16 protein-coding genes are annotated in these 18,979 nt (G+C 67.8%); 4 read left to right on the top strand and 12 right to left on the bottom strand.

From position 1 onward, the window contains the following. Positions 1 to 181 precede the first annotated feature (181 nt). Entirely contained in the window at positions 182 to 1,594 is a 1,413-nt protein-coding gene (locus AC1Z3W_RS15840; RefSeq protein WP_057927746.1) for an aminotransferase-like domain-containing protein, read from the bottom strand. Positions 1,595 to 1,825: 231 nt separating this feature from the next. On the opposite strand from AC1Z3W_RS15840, the gene AC1Z3W_RS15835 reads away from it, so the two are divergent. After that, positions 1,826 to 3,055: an FAD-dependent oxidoreductase gene (locus AC1Z3W_RS15835; protein ID WP_175825250.1), complete on the top strand. Its 1,230-nt coding sequence runs from the start codon at positions 1,826 to 1,828 to the stop codon at positions 3,053 to 3,055. Positions 3,056 to 3,091: 36 nt separating this feature from the next. Beyond that, a complete protein-coding gene (locus AC1Z3W_RS15830; protein WP_124834921.1) occupies positions 3,092 to 4,243 on the top strand; it encodes a branched-chain amino acid ABC transporter substrate-binding protein in 1,152 nt (383 codons plus the stop codon). A 30-nt stretch (positions 4,244 to 4,273) separates the two neighbouring features. Here AC1Z3W_RS15830 and AC1Z3W_RS15825 read toward each other — a convergent pair whose 3' ends face one another. The 9 genes from AC1Z3W_RS15825 to AC1Z3W_RS15785 form a co-directional block, all read right to left on the bottom strand. Beyond that, complete coding sequence (locus AC1Z3W_RS15825; RefSeq protein WP_057927743.1) at positions 4,274 to 5,185, bottom strand: hypothetical protein; 912 nt, start codon at positions 5,183 to 5,185, stop codon at positions 4,274 to 4,276. 61 nt (positions 5,186 to 5,246) lie between these two features. Then, positions 5,247 to 5,570, bottom strand: coding sequence for a TfoX/Sxy family protein (locus tag AC1Z3W_RS15820; protein WP_124834923.1), 324 nt, complete (start codon positions 5,568 to 5,570; stop codon positions 5,247 to 5,249). A 102-nt stretch (positions 5,571 to 5,672) separates the two neighbouring features. Next, complete coding sequence (locus AC1Z3W_RS15815) at positions 5,673 to 7,409, bottom strand: phage integrase family protein (protein ID WP_483507951.1); 1,737 nt, start codon at positions 7,407 to 7,409, stop codon at positions 5,673 to 5,675. Positions 7,410 to 7,540: 131 nt separating this feature from the next. After that, positions 7,541 to 8,806: an MFS transporter gene (locus tag AC1Z3W_RS15810; protein ID WP_057927740.1), complete on the bottom strand. Its 1,266-nt coding sequence runs from the start codon at positions 8,804 to 8,806 to the stop codon at positions 7,541 to 7,543. 15 nt (positions 8,807 to 8,821) lie between these two features. Further along, on the bottom strand, positions 8,822 to 9,610 hold the full coding sequence (locus AC1Z3W_RS15805) for a peptidylprolyl isomerase (RefSeq protein ID WP_483507950.1): 789 nt from the start codon (positions 9,608 to 9,610) through the stop codon (positions 8,822 to 8,824). Positions 9,611 to 9,619: 9 nt separating this feature from the next. Further along, positions 9,620 to 10,303, bottom strand: a complete 684-nt coding sequence (gene narI, locus AC1Z3W_RS15800; protein WP_057927738.1) for a respiratory nitrate reductase subunit gamma — start codon at positions 10,301 to 10,303, stop codon at positions 9,620 to 9,622. Positions 10,304 to 10,327: 24 nt separating this feature from the next. Next, complete coding sequence (gene narJ, locus AC1Z3W_RS15795) at positions 10,328 to 11,023, bottom strand: nitrate reductase molybdenum cofactor assembly chaperone (protein WP_483507949.1); 696 nt, start codon at positions 11,021 to 11,023, stop codon at positions 10,328 to 10,330. Further along, positions 11,020 to 12,549, bottom strand: a complete 1,530-nt coding sequence (gene narH, locus AC1Z3W_RS15790) for a nitrate reductase subunit beta (RefSeq protein ID WP_057927736.1) — start codon at positions 12,547 to 12,549, stop codon at positions 11,020 to 11,022. The genes narJ and narH overlap by 4 nt, the downstream gene beginning before the upstream one ends. Further along, positions 12,546 to 16,328, bottom strand: a complete 3,783-nt coding sequence (locus AC1Z3W_RS15785) for a nitrate reductase subunit alpha (RefSeq protein ID WP_483507947.1) — start codon at positions 16,326 to 16,328, stop codon at positions 12,546 to 12,548. Before AC1Z3W_RS15785 ends, narH begins: the two co-directional genes overlap by 4 nt. Positions 16,329 to 16,706: 378 nt before the next feature. Between AC1Z3W_RS15785 and AC1Z3W_RS15780 the strand changes: the two genes are divergently transcribed. Further along, positions 16,707 to 17,153, top strand: a complete 447-nt coding sequence (locus tag AC1Z3W_RS15780) for a hypothetical protein (protein WP_483507946.1) — start codon at positions 16,707 to 16,709, stop codon at positions 17,151 to 17,153. A 96-nt stretch (positions 17,154 to 17,249) separates the two neighbouring features. Here the strand turns inward: AC1Z3W_RS15780 and AC1Z3W_RS15775 are convergent, their stop codons facing one another. Together AC1Z3W_RS15775 and AC1Z3W_RS15770 are read right to left on the bottom strand one after the other, a co-directional pair. Beyond that, positions 17,250 to 17,441, bottom strand: coding sequence for a DUF2964 family protein (locus tag AC1Z3W_RS15775; RefSeq protein ID WP_057927733.1), 192 nt, complete (start codon positions 17,439 to 17,441; stop codon positions 17,250 to 17,252). A 15-nt stretch (positions 17,442 to 17,456) separates the two neighbouring features. Continuing rightward, positions 17,457 to 17,936 carry a universal stress protein gene (locus AC1Z3W_RS15770; protein WP_483507945.1) on the bottom strand — a complete coding sequence of 160 codons (480 nt, stop codon included), beginning with the start codon at positions 17,934 to 17,936 and terminating at the stop codon, positions 17,457 to 17,459. A gap of 264 nt (positions 17,937 to 18,200) precedes the next feature. Here AC1Z3W_RS15770 and AC1Z3W_RS15765 point away from each other — a divergent pair, with 264 nt between their 5' ends. Beyond that, positions 18,201 to 18,962 carry a 2-keto-4-pentenoate hydratase gene (locus AC1Z3W_RS15765; protein WP_124834930.1) on the top strand — a complete coding sequence of 254 codons (762 nt, stop codon included), beginning with the start codon at positions 18,201 to 18,203 and terminating at the stop codon, positions 18,960 to 18,962. Positions 18,963 to 18,979: the final 17 nt, after the last annotated feature.

Raw genomic sequence — 18,979 nt, 5'->3', positions numbered from 1 at the left:
GACGAAGCGCTCGGATTGTTCGCCGGCGCTCGGTGTGAGAATCAACGCCGGCCGGCCCGATACGGGCAGCAAGCCGGTAGTCGACACCGCTGCGCGGGGGTGTGGTGGTTGCCTTACGACGACGCGCTGCTGCGGCGGATCGTCGACATCATCGCGGGTTTGCTCGATCGAGCGGAAAACGTCAGATCGAACCGAACAGCGCGCGCGGCCGGTCCTTCAGCGTGCCGGCCAGAATCCGCAGCCCGTTGACGAGTTCGTCGCGCGTCGCCGGGCACGCGAGGTTGATGCGCACGCCGTGCTCGATTTCCGCGCGATCGACCGCGAACGTCGACGACGGCATCACGATCACGCCGCGCGCCTTCGCGTTCGCGGCGAAGTCGTCGGCACGCCACGGCGGCGGCAGCCGCAGCCACACGAACATGCACGCGGGGTCCGACTTCAGATGGCCGGCCGGCAGCAGTTCCCGCGCAAGATCGACGCGCGCGCGGATTTCCGCCAACTGCGCGCTCATGATCCGCTCGGCGGTGCCGTTCTCGATCCACACCGTCGCGATCAGCATCGACGTCGGCGCGGGCATCCACGCCGTCGTGCGCACCGCTTCCGCACACAGCGCGACGCTGTCGCGCGGGCAGCTCAGGTAGCCGAGGCGCAGCCCCGGCGCGAGAATCTTCGACGTCGCGCCGATATGGAACGTCAGCTCGGGACACAAGCCGGCAATCGCCGGCAGCCGGTCGCGCACGAGCGGCCCGTACACATCGTCCTCGATGATCGTCACGTGATGGCGGCGCGCGACGTCGACGAGCGCCATCCGGCGCGCGAGGCTCATCGTCGTCACGGTCGGGTTCTGCAGGTTCGGCACGACGAAGATCGCCTTGACGGGCATGCGCTGGCAGATCCGGTCGATCTCGTCGGGCAGCAGGCCGTCGTCGTCGGCCGGCGCGCTGACGATCTCGAACTGGAACACCGGCGCGAGCGCCTTCAGGCCGTAATACGTGAGCCGGTCGGCGACGATCACGCCGTCGGTGCCGATCAGGCTGTTCAGCACCGCGTAGAGCCCGTGCTGCGCGCCGCTCGTGACGACCACCTGGTCGGGCGACGGCGTGAAGCCGGGCGCGGCAAGCCATTGCGCGCCCGCCGCACGCGCCCAGTCGGGGCCCTGCGGCGGCTGGTATTCCTGCAGCGACGCGAAACGCGGATCGCCCGGCAGTTCGCCGAACGTCTGCGCGAGGCTCGCGAGGAACTCGCCGGTCGCCGGCCGGTTCACCGTCAGGTCGATCACGCCGTTGCCCGCCGCGAGCGACGCACGGGCCGGCTCGATGCTCGGCATCGCGCCGCCGGTGACGAGCGACCCGCGCCGCTTGCTGCCGATCACGAGGCCGCGCAATTGCAGCTCCTTGTACGCACGCGACACGGTCGACACGTTGATGCCGAGCTCGGTCGCGAGCTGGCGTTGCGGCGGCAGGCGGCTGCCCGGCGGGTACATGCCGTTGCGGATTTCCGCCTCGATCGAGCTCGATACCTCGACATAGGTCGGCCGCTTCGCCTGCGTCGGCGCACTGCCGTCGCGCTCTCCGGAAAGTTTGTCTGCTGCCATGTATCGCCTGTGCCCACACAAAGAGCGTTTGTCTGCCATCTAAACCTGTCTCGCGATTGTATATGACATCCCCGCCCGGTCAACCGTCTGCCGAAAAGTCTATTGAATCAGCGCACTGGAATCGGGTAAACGCTAGCGCCACACAATCGATTTTTGATTGCACACAAAAAATTACTGTGTGATTCTTAATCCCATCTTTGTGTGAATCAGGTGTGCCGGAGGAGAAGCGTCATGGCGAACATCGCCATCGTGGGTGCAGGCTTCATCGGGCTCGGCGCGGCGGCATGGCTGCAGCGCGACGGGCATCGCGTCACGCTGTTCGACCCGGCCGGCGTCGGCCACGGCGCGTCGTTCGGCAACGCCGCGACGTTCGCGCCGTATGGCTGCGTGCCCGTCAACGGCCCGTCCGTGTTCCGCGACATGCCGCACTTCCTGTTCGCCGCCGACAGCCCGCTGCGCATCCGCTGGCCGTATCTGCTGCGCGGCGCGCCGTGGCTCGTGCGGTTCCTCGCCGCGTCGACGCCCGCGCGTCACGCGCGCAGCGCCGGCGCGCTGGCCGCGCTGCTGTCGCGCGCCGCCGACGGCTATGCGCCGCTGCTCGCGACCACGCGGCTCGCGGCATTCGTGCGGCCGCGCGAATGCCTGTACCTATACGCCCGGCAGGCGTCGTTCGACGCCGCGCAGTCATCGCTGGCGCTGCGGCGCCGGCTCGGCGTGCCGTTCGAGACGCTCGACGCGGATGCGATCCGCCGGCTCGAGCCCGCACTCGCGCCGATCTTCACGCGCGGCGTGCTGTTCCACGGAAGCTGGCATTTCTCCGATCCGTGCGGGTTTCTCGGCGAATTGTTCGCGCACCTCGCCACCGGCGGCGCGACGCTCGAACGCGCGCAAGTCGAACGGATCGAGCTCGTCGGCGACGGCGTGACCCTGCATGCGGGCGGTGCGGCGCACAGCTTCGATCATGTGGTGATTGCGGCCGGCGCCCGCTCGCGCGCCTTCGCCGCCGCGTGCGGCGACGCCGTGCCGCTCGATACCGAGCGCGGCTACCACGTGCAGTTCGCCGCGCATGAACAGATCGTCACGCGACCGGTCGGCTGGGCCGAGCGCGGGTTCTACATGACGCCGCTCGACGAAGGATTGCGCGCGGCCGGCACGGTCGAACTCGGCGGCTTCGATGCCGGCATGAACCGCTCGCTGGTCGCGCTGCTCACGCGTTCCGCCCGCGAAGCGCTGCCCTCGCTCGGCACGCCGACGCGCAGCTGGCTCGGCTTTCGGCCGACGCTGCCCGACGGCGTGCCCGTGATCGGCCGCGCGCGGCGCAGCGAGCGCGTGATCCACGCATTCGGCCACCAGCATCTCGGCGTCACGCTCGCCGGCATCACCGGGCGGATCGTCGCCGATCTCGTCGCGCAGCGCGCACCGCCGCTCGACCTCGCTCCATACCGGGCCGCGCGATTCTGACGCGCGCCGCCATTTTCATCCCTGCAAGGAGGCATCATGAATCGTCGTAACTGGCTGGCATGGCTGGCCGTCTGCTCGATCGGCACGGTCGCTGCGTCCGCGCAGGCCGCGGACCCGGAAACCATCAAGATCGGCTTCGCCGGCCCGCTGACGGGGCCGGTCGCGCGCGTCGGCAAGGATCTGCAATACGGTGCGCAACTCGCGCTCGACGAGGAAAACGCGAAGCATCCGACCGTCGGCGGCAAACCCGTGCGCTTCGTGCTCGACGTGCAGGACGACCAGGCCGATCCGCGCATCGCGATCCAGGTCGCGCAGAAGCTCGTCGACGATGGCGTGGTCGGCGTGGTCGGCCACTACAACTCGGGCTGCAGCATTCCCGCGTCGGCCGTCTACAAGCAGGCGAACGTCGCGATGATCACGCCCGGCTCGACCAATCCGCAGCTGACGATGCAAGGCTTCAAGAACGTGTTCCGAACGATGGGGCACGACGGCGTCGGCGGCGTGGTCGCCGGACGCTTCGCGGTCGAGCAGTTGAAGGCGAAGCGGATCGGCATCATCGACGACCGCACCGCGTTCGGCCAGGGGCTCGCGGACGCATTCGAGAAGGGCGTGAAGGATGCGCACGGCAGCGTCGTCGACCGCGAATACACCAACGACAAGGCCGTCGATTTCCGCGGCATCCTGACGACGATGAAGAGCAACAACGTCGACCTGCTGTTCTTCGGCGGCCTCGACGAACAGGGCGCGATGCTCGTCAAGCAGATGCGCTCGCTCGGCATCCGCGCGCAGTTGTTCGGCGCCGGCGCGCTGAAAAGCAATGCGTTCCTGAAGATCGCCGGCAACGCGGGCGAAGGCACGCAGGATCTCGAACCGGGGCCGGCGCTCGACAAGCTGCCGTCCGCCATCGCGTTCGCGCAGCGCTACAAGGCGCGCTTCAACCAGGACGTCGAGCTGTATGCGCCGTTCGCGTACGACGCGGCGCTCGCGATGATTGCGGCAATCCACAAGGCCGATTCGGTCGACCGGAGCAAGGTCGTCGCGAGCCTGCCGGGCGTGTCGGTCACCGGTGTGACGGGGAAGATCTCGTTCGACGAGCGCGGCGACCTGATCAAGCCGCCCTACACGCTGTTCCGCGTCGAACAGGGGCAGTGGCACAGCATTCGCACGGTCGGCGGCGCGTCGAACTGATCGACGCCGAGCAGCAGGCAGCAGGCGGCGTCACCGCGCCGTCTGCTGCCGCTGCACCTCCTGCGCTTTCATCTGCAGATACGCGCCCCGCTCGACTTCGTGCAGTTGCTGAGGATACTGCTCGGTTGCGTCGAACCAGCGCGCGAGGCGCTGGTCGAGCGGTTTGTCGAGCGTCGCGAGATAGGTGTCGATCGCGAGGTAGTAGCGCATCGTGTTGCGTTCCAGCAATCCGCGCACGCCGCCGATGTATTGCGGCTGCGCTGCCGACGCGCCGCTGGCTGCCGTGAAGCCGACCTTGTCGCTGCCGACCGTCGCGAGGTAGGTCTTCATCGCCATGCGTCCTACCGCGCCGAAGCCGTACGAATACGTCAGGTGCAGGAACGTGCGCGATCCGCCCACCGGTACGGCTTCCAGCGCGATCCGGTAATCCTTCGTGCCCATCGGGCCGCTGTCGGCGGTCAGGTCGACCTGGAAGTAGTCGGGCGTCGCGGCGGCCACGCGGTAGCGGAACTGCACGCGATAGGTATCCGACAGCTTCTGCTCGATCTTGCGGCCGAGGTTCACGTCGAGCACCGGGCCGTTGCCGCCGGTCGATGCGTGACAGTACTTCGTGTTCAGGTGCAGGATCAGCACCGCGCACCAGTTCGCGGGGCCCTGCGCGGGGTCGTTGAGCTTGCCGTTCACGACGGAGAACGGATAGTCGACGACTGCGTAGATATCGCCCTTCAGCAAGGTGGACGCTTCGGACGATTCGAGGTACAGCGGGCGGTGGAACGGGTTGTTCTTCAACTGCTCGCCGAGGCTGTGATAGCGGTCGAGCAGCGCCGCCGCACCGTCCGCGCCGAACGACAGCGCGCTCCAGCCGACGCATAGCGCCGCGACGAGCGCGTGCCAGGCGCGGCGCGCGTATCGCGGGGCTTGCGGGTGTTCGGATGTCTCCATTCTTGTGCTCCAGCGAGGGGGCGCAGTATTGGCGCGCATGGTTCACAGAATACGCCGACCGCTATCGGCTCCGCTTCATCGGTACCGGCAATTGCGCAGCGGTGATCCGGATCAGCGTCGACAGCCATTCGCGGTCGTCCCAGCGGTCTCCTCCAATGACGAGATGCGGCTTCGCCGTCGGATACGGCGGACCTTCTTCGCACGCACCGAGAAACGCACGCCCGTCCGGGGTCGGCTTGACGAACAGTCGGTCGTCGCAAACCAGCGCGACCATTTTGCCGTCGCAGTAGATTCCATATTCGCCGAACATCTTGCGGGCCGATACCGTGCCCGCCGCAGCCATCTGCTCGACGATGAAATCAACGGTTCCCTGACTCGATGCCATCCACCTGCTCCGTGACCGAATAACCGTTCTGACCGTCACCGATGCGGTGTCGTTCCGTTCGATCCCCGCGCAACCGCTCGTGCGCTCGGCTCCGCGTGCGACTCATTTGTCAGCCGAAAACGCACTCGACATCTGCAGCGCCCGCTTCACGTCATCCCCGTGCAGATAAATCGACGTCGTCGAGATCGACGCATGCCGCAGGTTGTCGCGCACCGTCGTCAACTCGGCGCCGCGCGCGAGCGCATGCGTCGCGTGCGTATGGCGCATCCAGTGCGGGCTCGCCTGCCGCAGCTTCTGTGCGAGCGCCGGGTTGTCGTCATCGACGAGTGCGGCCGTCTGCACGAAGAACCGCTGCATCACCTTCCACAGCCGCACGCTCGTGATCCCGGCCGCGCCGTCTTCCGCGAGGCTCGGAATCAGCGGCGTATCCGGCCGCCAGCGCACCGGCGTCACCGGCAACCGCCGCGCGACCAGATGACGATCGAGCGCCGTGCGCGCGAGCGGCGGCAGCGCGACGCGCGCGGCCTTGCTGCCCTTGCCGATCACCTTCAGCCACGCGTCGCCGTGCGCGTCCGTGTCGATGTCGCCGAGCGTCGCGTCGACCAGCTCGCTCGCGCGCAGCCCGGTCGCATAGCCGAAATCGAGGATGAAGCGCAGCCGTTGCGCGGCGGCCGGCGTCCAGCCGGATTGCGGCGCGCCGGACGCCTTGTCCTTGCGAAACTCGAGCCCGTCCGCGATCGTGCGCACGAGCAGCCACTCGCCTTCGGTGAACGCATGCGACGTGTCGAGCGCATTCGCGCCGCGCGTGTCGCGCACCTTGACGCCCGCAAACGGATTCGCCAGCAGGTAGCGCTGCTCGATCAGCCAGCGGAACAGCGCGCCGAGGACCGACAGCGTGTACGCGGCCGAGCGCGCGGACAGCCCGCCGGAGAACGGCCGCCAGTCCGGCGCGCCGCGCGGCCGCACGGGGCCGACCCAGCGCTCATGCGGCGCCGGATGACGCAAAAACGCGCGATACGCGACCGCGTCCTCGGTCGTCAGCGACGACAGCGCGCGTCCGCGCTCGACGATCGCCCACAGGATCAGCCGCTCGGCCTCCTTCCGGTACGCGCGGCGCGTCGCGGCCGATTCGTGCAGCGACAGCCATGCGTGCACGGCCGCGTAATCGTTGTCCGCGTCGAGCGTGCTGGTCGCGCGCGGCGCGCGGAACGTGCCGGCCGACCCGTCGACCTCGTGCGGCAGCTTCAGCTGCTCCCACGGCACGATGCCGCTGCGCGGCGTCGCGGCGATCAGCGCGCGTGCCCGCTCGGTCAGCTCGGGGTGTGCGGAAAAGAACGCCTCGATATGCCGCGCGCTCGCCATACCGAGCCCCGCGATCGCGCGCCACCACTGACGCCGGCGCGGAATCCGCACGGTGAGGTCGGCCAGCGTCGCGATGCCGTGCGCGCGCAGCGCAACGACCGCGCGCGCCGGCAGCCACAGGCCGACGTCGTCGCTGATCTGCGGCACCGGCGCTCGCGCATGGCGCAGCAGGCCGATCGCATCGGTCGCCGCCTTCGCGATCTGCATGCGCTCGCTGCCGGGATGACCGAGCTGCTCGGCCAGATCCGGCCGCCCGGCCTGCCGTGCAACACGCACGAGGCGACGCCGAATCCCGCCGATCACGCCGCGCGCGGACCGCCCTTCGCCGAGACGATCGGGCAGATAGCGCTCGACCGCCTGGCGCACGGTCATGCCCGCGTACCACGCACGCAGCGCGGCCAATTCGTCGGCGTCGGGAAAGCCCGCGGGTGCGGGCGCGGAATCGGAGGAAGGCGATGAAGCGAGGCGCGGTGTCATGGGCGCCAGTTTGACAGAAGCGCGCGCGGCCGGATACGTCGCGCACGGCGTTCCGGGCGCGACGAGCGACGAAGCGCGACACCGGATCGTGCCGGCCTCGCGCCCACGCACCTCACCTCGATCGCAACGCGTCAGCCCGTCACAGGCGTGCGCCGCACCTCGGCCAGGTAGATGAGAATCAGCGACACCCACACGATCCCGTACAGGAACATGAAGCAGGTCGTGCGCACGCGCAGCAGGTCGAGCAGCACGCCGAACAGGATCGGCAGCAGGAAGCCGCCGAGGCCGCCCGCAAGCCCGACGATGCCCGTGACGACGCCCATGTTGTCCGGGAAATCGTCGGCGACGTACTTGAAGGTCGACGCCATCCCGAACGCGAACACCGCACCGAGCACGAAGGTCAGCGCGACGAAGCCGGCCACCGGCATCGCCAGGTTCAGCGACGCGGTGCCGTCGATCGTGTGGATCACGAAGTCGGTCGCCGGATACGACAGCAGGAACAGCGTGATCCACGCGATCCACAACCCCCACCACGTGACCGCGTGCGCGCCGAAGCGATCGGACAGCGCGCCGCCGAGCGCGCGCAGCACCGAGCCCGGCAGCGAGAAGCCGGCCGCGAACGCGGACGCCATCACGAGCGACATCCCGTATTCGCTCTTCAGGTACTGCGGAATCCACAGCGACAGCGCGGTGAAGCCGCCGAAGGTGATCGAGTAGTACTGGCAGAGCCGCCACACGCGCGGGTCGCGCAATACCTTGAACGCGTCGAGCATCGAGCCGCCCCGTTTGCCGGCGCCCGGATCGGGCGCGGACGCGAACCAGAAGATCACGGCCGTGACGAGCAGCGCGATCGCGTAGACGCGCGGCACGAAGCGCCAGCCGTACGCGGACAGCAGCAGCGGCGTGACGAACAGGTTCACTGCCGCGCCGCATGTGCCCGCGCCGAACACGCCCATCGCGAGCCCGCGCCGCTTCGGCGGGAAAAAGCGCGCGACATACGGCGTGCCGACCGCGAACGACGCACCGACGCAGCCGAGGAACAGCCCGATGAACAGGAACTGCCAGAGCTGCGTCGCGTAGCTGACGATGTAGACGGGAACCGCGCACACGACGAGCAGCACCGTCATCACGATGCGGCCGCCGAAGCGGTCGGTCCAGGTGCCGAGCGGCAAGCGCATCAGCGCGCCGGTCAGCACCGGCGTCGACGTGAGCAGGCCGAACTCGGTGCTGTTCAGGCCGAGGTCGGTGCGCAGTTGCACGCCGAGCACGCCGAACATCATCCACACGACGAAGCACACCATGAACGCGAGCGTGCTCGCGGCCAGCACCGACCATGCGCGCAGCGGGATGGCCTGCGCGTCCGCGGCCAGGCCGACGTTACCTTGTTGAGTTGCCATGAGCCAAACCTCGTTTCATTGGACCAGCGGCCCGTTCGCGCCGTCGAAGGTCACACCTTCGACGCGCGCGCCGCCCGCGAGTATCGCCACGTACTGCCGCATCGCCCGCTGCCGCACGCGTTCCGACAGGTACGCGGCGATCTGGCCGGCGGCTTCGTCGAACGGCACCGCGTCGCCCGGCACGCGGCGCTCGATGCGCACGATGTGAAAGCCGAAACGTGTATTGACGAGTTTCGGCAGCACGCCGAGCCCGTCCGACTCGAACAGCGCGGCCTCGAATTCCGGCACGGTGTCGCCGCGCAGCAGCTGCCCGAGGCTGCCGCCGACTTGCGCCGACGGGCAGTTCGACGATGCGCGCGCGAGCGCTTCGAACGTATCGGGCGCGGCGACCACGTCGGCGAGCGCGCGTTCCGCGCGCTGCCGCAGCGGCGCGAGCGGCACGCGGTCGGTCACCGCGAACAGCACGTGGCTCGCATAGACGATGTCGTTGCGGCGAAAGCGCGCCGGATGCTGCGCGTAGTAGCGCTCGCAATCGGCGCGATCCGGCTCGGGCACGTGCGTCAGTTCGCGCTCGAGCAACGCGTCGACCGCGGCATCGTCGAGCGGCGCGCCTTCGTCGATCAGCGCGAGCGACACCGCACGCTGCCGCAGCAGCTCGCGCACCGCGAGCGCGTGCCGCGCCGCATCGAGTGGATCGCGCGCATCGCCATGATGTTCGGCTTCGGCCGCGATGGCCGCGTCGTCGATCGCGACGCCGTTGATCGTCAGCGGCGCCGGCGCGACTTCGGAGAGAACGTCGTTCATGCGGCCTCCTCAGCGCTTGCGCACGAGCTGGTACGGGCGGATCAGGTACGCGACCGATGCGATGCCGCTCCAGATATGCACCATCCGCGTGAACGGCGACACGAGGAAGATCGTGAAGCCGAGCAGGATGTGCAGCCGGTACGTCAGCGGCACGCCGACCAGCAGGCTCGCGATGTCCGGCCGGAACGTGACGACGCCCTTCACGTAGTCGGTGAGCTGCTCGAACATCACGCCGTCCATGTGGCGCGTCGACAGCACGACGGTGCCGAGCCCGAGCGCGAGCTGCACCCACAGCATCAGCACGATCAGGATGTCGGACTTGCGGCTGTTCTTGCGGATGCGCGGGTCACCGAGGCGGCGCCAGATCAGGATCGTCAGCCCGATGATCGCCGCGACGCCGGCCGCACCGCCCGCGACCATCGCGACGAGCTGGTGCCCGGACGCCGACAGGAACGGCGACACGAGCCAGTGCGGCGCAAGAAAGCCGCCGAAGTGGCCGAGCACGACGACCAGCACGCCCCAGTGAAACAGGTTGCTGCCGAGCCGCAGCATCCCGTGGCGCAGCAGCTGCGACGAATCGCTTTTCCACGTGTATTGCTCGCGATCGAAGCGGATCAGGCTGCCGACCAGCAGCACCGCGAGGCAGATGTACGGGTAGATCCCGAACAGGAACTGATGCAAGTAAGCGTTCATGTCTTTCCCCAGTTGGGCCCGCGCTTACGCGCCGCGGGCCGGCCGCTTGTCGTGGAACCGCACCGTCTGCTCGGCCGGCGTCGTTGCGCCGACGAAGCGCACGGCTTCGTCCGCATACGACGCGTCGAGCGCGCGGTAGTCGTCGGCACTCGGCCGCTCGGCGGCCACGTCGTCGTCCGCGTCCGCCGGTGCGTCGACCGGCGCGACGCCGGCCATCGGCAGCAGCGCGCCGACGACGAAGCTGTAATGGCTGCCGCGCTGCGCGAGCTGGCCGGCCAGCGCGCGCAGGATCTCGCCGGTCTCGCCGAGCAGGTTGCGCGCATCGGGCGCCGGCAGCCGCGACAGGTATTCGAGGAACACGGGCAGGTAGTCGGGCAGCTCGCCCGGGTTCAGCGCCAGCCCATGCCGCTCGTACATCTGCAGCAGGTCGACCATCGCCTGCCCGCGGTCGCGCGATTCGCCGTGCACGTGTTCGAACAGGTGCAGCGACGTCGCGCGGCCGCGATCGAACAGCGCGACGTAGTTCTCCTGCAGCGTCAGCAGGTCGCGCTCGCGCACGTAGGCGAAGAACGTGTCGAGGCCCGCGCGCACCGCCTTCGGCACGCGCGCGCGTTCGCGCAGGTGGGCTTCGATCGAGTCGAGCACGTCGACGAGCGAATCGTCGGGATAGTCGAGCAGCGTCGCGAACGCCGCATAGGTCGGATCGGGTGCGGTACTCATCGGGACGCCTCGTGGATCGGAATGGTTTTCGCGCCCTTCTTCGGGCTGAACAGGCTGCCCTCGGAACGGCCGTCGGAACAGCCGTTGCCGAACGAGAAACCGCACGACGCACGCAGGTCGTACGCGTTCTCCGCATACTCGCGATGCGTCGTCGGGATCACGAAACGATCCTCGTAGTTCGCGATCGCGAGATAGCGGTACATCTCCTCGACCTGCGCGAGCGACAGCCCGACCTGGTCGAGCACGCCGCGCGCATCGATGCCGTCGACGTGACGCGCGCGCATGAACGCGCGCATCGCGAGCAACCGTTCGAGCGCGAGCTTCACGGGCGCCTCGTCGCCGGCCGTCAGCAGGTTCGCCAGGTAGCGCAGCGGAATGCGCAGCGATTCGACGTCCGGCAGGTAGCCGTTCATTCCGAGATCGCCGCTGTTCGCGGCCGCGTTGATCGGCGACAGCGGCGGCACATACCAGACCATCGGCAGCGTCCGGTATTCCGGATGCAGCGGAAACGCGATCTTCCAGTCGATCGCCATCTTGTAGGTCGGCGAGCGCCGCGCGGCGTCGATCCAGGCAGCCGGCACGCCATCGCGCTCGGCCTGCGCGATCACCGCCGGATCCTCGGGATCGAGGAACAGCGACAGCTGCGCTTCGTACAGGTCCTTCTCGTTCTCCGCGCTCGCGGCCTCGCTGATCCGGTCGGCGTCGTACAGCAGCACGCCGAGGTAGCGGATGCGGCCCACGCAGGTTTCCGAACACACGGTCGGCTGGCCGGCCTCGATGCGCGGATAGCAGAAGATGCACTTCTCCGCCTTGCCGCTCTGCCAGTTGTAGTAGATCTTCTTGTACGGGCATCCCGACACGCACATGCGCCAGCCGCGGCACTTGTCCTGGTCGATCAGCACGATGCCGTCTTCCTCGCGCTTGTAGATCGAGCCCGACGGGCACGACGCGACGCACGCCGGATTCAGGCAGTGCTCGCAGAGGCGCGGCAGGTACATCATGAAGGTGTTCTCGAACTGCCCGTAGATCTCCTTCTGCACCGACTCGAAGTTGTAGTCCTTCGCGCGCTTCTCGAACTCGCCGCCGAGGATTTCCTCCCAGTTCGGGCCCCACTCGATCTTCTCGAGACGCTGGCCGCTGATCAGCGAGCGCGGCCGCGCAACCGGCATCGCGCGCGTGTTGCCGGCTTCCTGCAAGTGCGCGTAGTCGAATGTGAACGGCTCGTAGTAATCGTCGATCTCGGGCAGGTGCGGGTTCGCGAAAATCTGCGCGAGCAGCCGCCACTTGCCGCCCAGGCGCGGCTCGATCCGGCCGTCCGCACGCCGCTGCCAGCCGCCGCGCCAGCGGTCCTGGTTCTCCCAGTCCTTCGGATAGCCGATGCCCGGCTTGGTCTCGACGTTGTTGAACCACGCGTATTCCATCCCTTCGCGGCTGGTCCACACGTTCTTGCAGGTCACCGAGCAGGTATGGCACCCGATGCACTTGTCGAGGTTCAGCACCATCGCGATCTGTGCACGTATTTTCATGACGTTTCTCCAGCGCGAACCGCGTGTTGCGTGGTGGGGTCGACCGCGGTTTCTTCTCCGTCGAGCCAGTCGATCTTGTTCATCTTCCGCACGATCAGGAACTCATCGCGATTCGAGCCGACCGTGCCGTAGTAGTTGAAGCCGTACGACAGCTGCGCATAGCCGCCGATCATGTGGGTCGGCTTCAGCGCGATGCGCGTGACCGAGTTGTGAATGCCGCCGCGCGTGCCGGTGATCTCGGAGCCCGGCGTGTTCACGATCTTCTCCTGCGCGTGGTACATCATCACCATCCCGGACGGGATCCGCTGGCTCACCACCGCCCGCGCGCACAACGCGCCGTTCGAGTTGTAGCACTCGATCCAGTCGTTATCGACCGCGCCGATCGCCTTCGCGTCGTCCTCCGACATCCACACGATCGGGCCGCCGCGCGACAGCGTCAGCATCAGCAGGTTGTCCGTGTACGTGCTGTGGATCCCCCACTTCTGGTGCGGCGTCAGGAAGTTCAGCACGCGCTCGGGATTGCCGTTCGAGCGCTTGCCGACCATGTGCGCGTAGCTGCCCGTGTCGATCGGCGGCTTGTACGCGCACAGCGATTCGCCGAACGCGCGCATCCACGGATGGTCCTGGTACAGCTGCTGACGGCCCGTGAGCGTGCGCCACGGCACCAGCTCGTGCACGTTCACGTAGCCGGCGTTGTACGACACGTGCTCGGACTCGATCCCGCTCCACGTCGGCGACGAGATGATCTTGCGCGGCTGCGCCTGGATGTCGCGGAAACGGATCTTCTCGTCCTCGCGCGCGACGGCCAGGTGCGTGTGATCGATACCGGTGATGCCGGACAGCGCCCGCCATGCCTTCACCGCGACTTCGCCGTTGGTCTCGGGCGCGAGCGCGAGGATCACCTCGGCCGCGTCGAGCGCGGTGTCGATGCGCGGGCGCCCTTGCGCGGCACCGTCGGCAACCGTGTAGTTGAGCTGGCCGAGCAGCTTGACTTCGTCCTTCGTATCCCAGCCGATGCCCTTGCCCGCGTTGCCGAGCTTGTCCATCAGCGGGCCGAGCGACGTGAAGCGCGCGTAGGTGTTGGGGTAGTCGCGCTCGACCGCGATTACGGCCGGCATCGTGCGGCCCGGCACCGGCTCGCAGTCGCCGCGCTTCCAGTCCTGCACGTCGAACGGCTGCGCGAGCTCTCCCGGCGTATCGTGCGCGATCGGCGCGAGCACAACGTCGCGTTCGACGCCGAGATGCCCGTCGCACAGCTCGGAGAAGCGCTTCGCGATCCCCTTGAAAATCTCCCAGTCGCTCTTCGATTCCCACGCGGGATCGACCGCCGCCGACAGCGGATGGATGAACGGGTGCATGTCGGACGTGTTCATGTCGTCCTTCTCGTACCACGTCGCGGTCGGCAGCACGACGTCCGAATACATGCAGGTGGTCGACATCCGGAAGTCGAGCGTGACGAGCAGGTCGAGCTTGCCGCGCGGCGCTTCGTCGTGCCACTTCACTTCCTCGGGGCGGGCGCCGCCCGTCGCGCCGAGATCGTCGCCCTGCACGCCGTTGGTCGTGCCGAGCAGGTGCTTCAGGAAATACTCGTGGCCCTTGCCCGACGAGCCGAGCAGGTTCGAGCGCCACACGAACAGGTTGCGCGGGAAGTTGCCGGATGCGTCCGGGTCCTCGCACGCCATCTGCAGCATGCCGGCCTTCAGCTGCCGCGCGACATCCACGCCGGCCTGCGCCGGATCGCCGAGGCTCGCGCCGACCTTCAGCGGGTTCACCGCGAGCTGCGGCGCGGACGGCAGCCAGCCCATCCGTTCCGCACGCACGTTGTAGTCGATCGGCGAGCCGTGAAATTGCGTCTTGTCCGCGAGCGGCGACAGCAGCGCGCTCGGGTCCATCGTGTCGTAGCGCCACTGGTCGGTGTGCGCGTAGAAGAACGACGTCGCATTCATGTGCCGCGGCGGACGGTTCCAGTCGAGCGCGAACGCGAGTGCGGTCCAGCCCGTTTGCGGACGCAGCTTCTCCTGGCCCACGTAATGCGACCAGCCGCCGCCCGGCTTGCCGACGCAGCCGCACATGATCAGCATGTTGATGATCGCGCGGTACGACATGTCCATGTGGAACCAGTGGTTGATCCCCGCGCCGATGATCACCATCGACTTGCCCTGGGTCTTGTGCGCGTTCTCCGCGAACTGCCGCGCGACCGAGATCACGTCCGCGCGCTTCACGCCGGTGATCGCTTCCTGCCACGCCGGCGTGTACGGCAGATCGTCGTCGTAGCTCGCGGCCACGTCGCGCCCGCCGAGCCCCTGGTCGAGCCCGTAGTTCGCGACGAACAGGTCGTAGACGGTCGCGACCAGCATCTCGCCGTCGCGCGTCGCGACGCGCCGCACGCCGATCCGGCGCGACAGCTCGGAACCGTGGCTCGTCGAGTTGAAGTGCGCGTGCGGCTGGTTGCCGAAGTACGGGAACAGCACGTCGACCACATCGTCGTGCCCGGCCGTGCAGGACAGCCGCGGCGACAGCGCCGCGCCCTTCGACGTCTCGCCGCGCAGGTTCCACTTGCCCTTGTCGCTCGATCCGTCCTTGGCCTGCTGTCCCCAGCGGAAGCCCACCGAACCGACCGGCACGACGAATTCGCCGGTCGCGTCGTCGATCACCACGGTCTTCCAGTCCGGATGCGCGGCCTCGTCGAGCGCATCGTCGAAGTCAGACGCGCGCACGAGGCGCTCGGGCACATAGCCGTCGCCGTGCGGCACCAGGCGCACGAGGCACGGCATGTCGGTGTAGCGCTTGCAGTAGTCGACGAAGTAGTCGCTCTTCCCGGCCAGGTGAAATTCCTTGAGGATCACGTGACCCATCGCGAGCGCGAGCGCCGCGTCGGTGCCCTGCTTCGGATGCAGCCACAGGTCGCCGAACTTCGCGCCTTCCGAGTAGTCGGGGAACACCGACACGACCTTGGTGCCGCGATAGCGCGCCTCGACGAGGAAGTGCGCGTCGGGCGTGCGGGTCTGCGGGACATTGGAGCCCCACATCATGATGAACGTCGAGTTGTACCAGTCGGCCGATTCCGGCACGTCGGTCTGCTCGCCCCAGGTCTGCGGCGACGCGGGCGGCAGGTCGCAGTACCAGTCGTAGAAGCTCAGGCACACGCCGCCGATCAGCGACAGGTAGCGCGAACCTGCCGCATACGACACCATCGACATCGCCGGGATCGGCGAGAAGCCGACCACGCGATCGGGGCCGTACTGCTCGACCGTGTAGACGTTTGCGGCCGCAACGATCTCGTTGACCTCGTCCCAGCTCGCGCGCACGAAGCCGCCGAGCCCGCGCCGGCTCTGGTACGAACGCCGCGCGTCGTCGTCCTCGACGATCGAGCGCCATGCATCGACGGGCGCGAGCGTGCGCCGGCGTTCGCGCCACAGCTTCACCAGCGCGCTGCGCACCATCGGATGCTTGAGACGGTTCGCGCTATACAGATACCAGGAGTACGACGCGCCGCGCGAGCAGCCGCGCGGCTCGTGGTTCGGCATGTCCGGGCGCGTGCGCGGATAGTCGGTCTGCTGGGTTTCCCACGTGACGATCCCGCCTTTCACGTAGACCTTCCACGAGCATGAACCCGTGCAGTTCACCCCGTGGGTCGAGCGGACGATCTTGTCGTGCTGCCAGCGCAGCCGATAGCCGTCTTCCCATTTTCGGTCCTCGTCGGTGACGGCGCCGTGTCCGTCGGAGAATGTTGGCCTTGTTGTGGAGAAATAACGCAATCTATCCAGGAAATGGCTCATGGGGATCTCGTTTTTCCGGTCTTTTGGCAGACCCTGATTATTTAAGGAGGTGAAATACCGGTTGTAAAGGACGATTGGATTTTGGCCGCTCCATCCTTCTCACCGTGGTCGAACCCATTGTCTGGCGAACCGACATATCACGGCTTGATACAAATCACGATATCGTTCATCCGTGCGCAACGCCCTTGAAATGGGGGCGGATTGCGCGGCGCCGTCTGTCATGCGGCTGGCGGGCAGTTTCGCTGCACCTGCCCATCCGCTTCCCCGTGGATCGGTCGGGTGCAATCCGCATCGAACGGCATTGAATGAACGGCGATCCCCATCGGGGAATCGCCGGCCCGCAGCACGCTGTTTATAAAAGACTGCGCAACGCATTCGATGGTTTACCGGCCGTCGGTCGATCACACCTTCACATATAAGAACCGCATTTTCGTGACATCACGCTTTTTCACCGCATGCATTGCCGCCGCCATCGGCTGCGTCGCGTACGCGCTGGACGTGCTGGACGTGCTGGACGTGCTGGACGTGCTGGACGCGCTGGACGTGGAACGCGCATACCTGTCGACCGCTCGATCGCGATCTTCGCGAAAGACGACGACCGCGACACGCATGAGGCGTGGGCGACCTGCCCTGACGCACAAGGGCGACGTACTGTGGAAGCCGGGCCGCCAGGATGAAGCGCGCTGCGTTCGCGCAGGCGCGGAGAATTCAGCCGACGAGCGTCGAGCTGGAGGAAACGTTGAAACGGCTGGACGTGCAGGCAAAGCCCGACGATGCGGGTGCGTCGGCGTCCGGCACGACCGGCACGTCACGCGCAACGCGTAACAGGCAACCGGCCCGCCACGCGCGGCGGGCAGCAATCACGGGACACCGCCGGGCGCCCGTACGCGCCGCGTCAAGAAGACAGGCGGCTTGCCCGCGTCAACCCTCGCCCTTCGGCCCCGGGTTGAGCATCACGACGAAACCGGCCACGCCGACGATCAACGCGATCGCGCCGCCGCGCAGCGCGACCGTGTCGTCGAACAGCAGCCCGGTCACGACAGCCATCATCCCGGCGAGCGACACGAACACGGCGATCGCCGCGACGACGATCCGGTACTGGCGACGTATCATCGCGTGCCGGCCGCGTCAGGCCGCCGCGGCGGAAGCCGACACGTCGGCGTCGCCGCCGCGAATCAGCAGCACCGGACACTTCGAGCCGCGCACGAAGCGCTCGGCAACACTTCCGAGCACCACGCGCCGGATCCCGCGCCGCCCGTGCGTGCCGACCACCGCAAGATCGATCGCGTGTTCCTTCACATAACGCTGCAGGCGTTCCGCGACGTCCTCGCCGATGCTCTCGGTTTCGACGAGCTCGCCCTCGCCTTTCGCGCCGGCTTGCGCGATCACCTGTTCGGCTTCACGCAGCACCTTGCGCCCTTCGTCGCGGATTTCCTCCATGAGCGCGTGCGGGTCGAAACGGCCCGCGTACGTGAACAGCACCGACTTGTCGACCACGTACACGACGCTGACGTGCGTGTCGCCCGCCTTCGCCACCTTCAACGCCTCGGCAAGCGCCTGTTTCGACGAAGCGCTGCCGTCGACGGCCACCATGATCTTCTTGTACATGCGAACCTCGCTGGGGTGAGTTGCCGCGCGCGGTAGCGCACGGCCATGTCCCATCATCGGCCGGCGGCCGGTTCGAAGGTTGACGGCGATCAAGATTCACCGAAAGCGCGCCGTGCGGCAAAGCGCCACGCGGAGAAACCGGGGTACCGGATGGGCGGCCGAGCCGTGCAATCGAGCGGCCATGCCGCCGAAGGCGCTATCATCAGATTTGCGACCTTCGTCCGGCCCCTTTTTTCCGGCTCACTTTCAACTCGCTCAACCGACATGACAACGACTACCGAACGCGTGGACGGCGCCGCCCAGCATCTCGTCGCCGCCCGCCATGCCGGCGTACCCGGCCCGCTGCTGCCCGACGCCTTCCGCCCAGAGAACGCCGACACCGCGCTCGCGATCCAGCATCGCGTCGCCGACCTGCTCGGCGAAACCATCGGCGGATGGAAATGCGCACTGCCGCCGCCCGACCGCGTGATCGTCGCGCCGATCTTCGCGTCGACGATCCGCGAAGCCGATGCGCCGTACCGCGTCGTCGGCGGCCCGATCGTGCGGATCGAGCCGGAAATCGCGTTCGTGCTCGATCGCGACCTGCCCGCCCGTGCGCAGCCGTACGACGAGAACGACGTGCGCGGCGCGATCCGCGAAGTGCGCGTCGTGCTCGAGGTATTGGGTTGCCGCTATGCGGAGCCTGCGCGCGCGTCGAAGTTCGAGCTGCTCGCCGACGGGCAGTTCAACCAGGGGCTGTGCGTGGGCCCCGTCGTGCCCGACGGGCTGAACGTGCCGCTCGAGACGCTCGCGCTGTCGTTCGAGGGCGCGCTGAACCGCACGATCGACGGCCGCCATCCGGATGGCGATCCGCTCAAGCCGCTCGTGTGGCTGGTGAATTTCCTCGCATCGCGCGGCGACGGCGCGCGCGCCGGCCAGATCGTGACGACCGGCTCGTATGCGGGCGCGATCGACGTGCCGCTCGGCGATGCGCTGACCGTGCGCTTCGGCGAGCTCGGCAGCCTGTCGGTGACGCTGACGGCCTGAGGCTCGGCGGCAGGGCG

Source organism: Burkholderia sp. 10_S31 (genome assembly GCF_056930375.1).
Note: the sequence above shows the minus strand (reverse complement) of the source record. Positions and strands in the feature narration are given on the sequence as shown.

Excerpts from the sequence above, each read along its gene's own strand:
- AC1Z3W_RS15840 (WP_057927746.1), bottom strand. The coding sequence starts at position 1,594 with ATGGCAGCAGACAAACTTTCCGGAGAGCGCGACGGCAGTGCGCCGACG.
- AC1Z3W_RS15835 (WP_175825250.1), top strand. The coding sequence starts at position 1,826 with ATGGCGAACATCGCCATCGTGGGTGCAGGCTTCATCGGGCTCGGCGCG.
- AC1Z3W_RS15830 (WP_124834921.1), top strand. The coding sequence starts at position 3,092 with ATGAATCGTCGTAACTGGCTGGCATGGCTGGCCGTCTGCTCGATCGGC.
- AC1Z3W_RS15825 (WP_057927743.1), bottom strand. The coding sequence starts at position 5,185 with ATGGAGACATCCGAACACCCGCAAGCCCCGCGATACGCGCGCCGCGCC.
- AC1Z3W_RS15820 (WP_124834923.1), bottom strand. The coding sequence starts at position 5,570 with ATGGCATCGAGTCAGGGAACCGTTGATTTCATCGTCGAGCAGATGGCT.
- AC1Z3W_RS15815 (WP_483507951.1), bottom strand. The coding sequence starts at position 7,409 with ATGACACCGCGCCTCGCTTCATCGCCTTCCTCCGATTCCGCGCCCGCA.
- AC1Z3W_RS15810 (WP_057927740.1), bottom strand. The coding sequence starts at position 8,806 with ATGGCAACTCAACAAGGTAACGTCGGCCTGGCCGCGGACGCGCAGGCC.
- AC1Z3W_RS15805 (WP_483507950.1), bottom strand. The coding sequence starts at position 9,610 with ATGAACGACGTTCTCTCCGAAGTCGCGCCGGCGCCGCTGACGATCAAC.
- narI (WP_057927738.1), bottom strand. The coding sequence starts at position 10,303 with ATGAACGCTTACTTGCATCAGTTCCTGTTCGGGATCTACCCGTACATC.
- narJ (WP_483507949.1), bottom strand. The coding sequence starts at position 11,023 with ATGAGTACCGCACCCGATCCGACCTATGCGGCGTTCGCGACGCTGCTC.
- narH (WP_057927736.1), bottom strand. The coding sequence starts at position 12,549 with ATGAAAATACGTGCACAGATCGCGATGGTGCTGAACCTCGACAAGTGC.
- AC1Z3W_RS15785 (WP_483507947.1), bottom strand. The coding sequence starts at position 16,328 with ATGAGCCATTTCCTGGATAGATTGCGTTATTTCTCCACAACAAGGCCA.
- AC1Z3W_RS15780 (WP_483507946.1), top strand. The coding sequence starts at position 16,707 with ATGGTTTACCGGCCGTCGGTCGATCACACCTTCACATATAAGAACCGC.
- AC1Z3W_RS15775 (WP_057927733.1), bottom strand. The coding sequence starts at position 17,441 with ATGATACGTCGCCAGTACCGGATCGTCGTCGCGGCGATCGCCGTGTTC.
- AC1Z3W_RS15770 (WP_483507945.1), bottom strand. The coding sequence starts at position 17,936 with ATGTACAAGAAGATCATGGTGGCCGTCGACGGCAGCGCTTCGTCGAAA.
- AC1Z3W_RS15765 (WP_124834930.1), top strand. The coding sequence starts at position 18,201 with ATGACAACGACTACCGAACGCGTGGACGGCGCCGCCCAGCATCTCGTC.